Source organism: Micromonospora sp. NPDC049799 (assembly GCF_040656655.1).
Classification (GTDB): domain Bacteria; phylum Actinomycetota; class Actinomycetes; order Mycobacteriales; family Micromonosporaceae; genus Micromonospora.
Map to the genome: position 1 here is coordinate 1 of NZ_JBFAMU010000847.1, position 1342 is coordinate 1342.

Here is a 1342-nt window from a genome sequence, read left to right on the forward strand (position 1 = left end):
CGACAGCATCCCGGTGCCGGAGGTGGAGGTCGAGGACCCCGACGGTGACGCCCGGGTCCTCGTCCTGGGCTGGGGCTCCACCTACGGGCCGATCGGCGCGGCCTGCCGGGGCCTGCGCCAGCGGGGGCTGTCCATCGCCCAGGCCCACCTGCGGCACCTCGCCCCGATGCCGGCGAACCTCGGCCAGGTCCTGGCCGCCTACGACCGGGTGGTCATCCCCGAGATGAACCTCGGCCAGCTCGCCCAGGTCATCCGAGGCCGCTACCTGGTCGACGCGATCAGCTACAACCAGGTCCGCGGCCTACCGTTCACCGCCGCCGAGCTGGAGACGATGCTGGAAGAGGTCCTGAAGAATGTCTGAACCCGTCGCTCTCAAGCTCACCGCCAAGGACTTCAAGTCCGACCAGGAAGTCCGCTGGTGCCCCGGCTGCGGTGACTACGCGATCCTCGCCGCCGTCCAGCAGTTCATGCCGGAGCTGAACATCCCCCGCGAACGCACCGTGTTCATCTCCGGCATCGGCTGCTCCTCGCGCTTCCCGTACTACATGAACACCTACGGGATGCACTCCATCCACGGCCGCGCCCCCGCCATCGCCACCGGCCTGTCAGCCACCCGCCCGGACCTGTCCGTCTGGGTCGTCACCGGCGACGGCGACGCCCTGTCCATCGGCGGCAACCACCTCATCCACGCCCTGCGCCGCAACGTCAACCTCAAGATCCTGCTGTTCAACAACCGGATCTACGGCCTGACCAAGGGGCAGTACTCACCCACCTCCGAGGTCGGCAAGATCACCAAGTCGACCCCGGTCGGCTCCGCCGACGCCCCCTTCAACCCGCTGTCACTGGCCCTCGGCGCCGAGGCCACCTTCGTCGCCCGCACCATCGACTCCGACCGCAAACACCTCCAATCGGTGCTGCGGGCAGCAGCCGAACACCACGGGTCGGCGTTCGTGGAGATCTACCAGAACTGCAACATCTTCAACGACGGCGCGTTCGACCAGCTCAAGGACCCCGGCGTTCGGGACGATCACCTGATCCGCCTGGAGCACGGGCAGCCGATCACGTTCGGCTCCGACGGGCAGTTCTGCGTCGTCCACCCGCCGGGCGGCTTCGGCCTGGAGGTCCGGGAGACCGCCTCCACCCCGGCCGGTGAGATCGTCGTGCACGACGCGACGGTCAACGACCCCGCGTACGCCTTCGCACTGTCCCGCCTGCCCGGCCTCGACCTACGCAACACCCCCATCGGCGTGTTCCGCTCCGTCGACCGCCCCTCCTACGACAGCGTCGTGCAGGAGCAGCTGGCCACCGCCCGGGCCACGGTCACCGAAACCCCCGAACAGCA

At 68.9% G+C, this 1342-nt stretch carries 1 protein-coding gene and 1 pseudogene; both read left to right on the forward strand.

Annotation, left to right across the window (positions count from 1 at the left end; all coding sequences use genetic code 11):
- Positions 1–361: pseudogene (locus tag AB0I76_RS30020) on the forward strand (2-oxoglutarate ferredoxin oxidoreductase subunit alpha); the annotation flags it as partial.
- Positions 354–1342: 2-oxoacid:ferredoxin oxidoreductase subunit beta (locus AB0I76_RS30025; protein ID WP_357042534.1), on the forward strand; the 989-nt coding region annotated here is incomplete at its 3' end. The pseudogene AB0I76_RS30020 and the gene AB0I76_RS30025, both read left to right, overlap by 8 nt.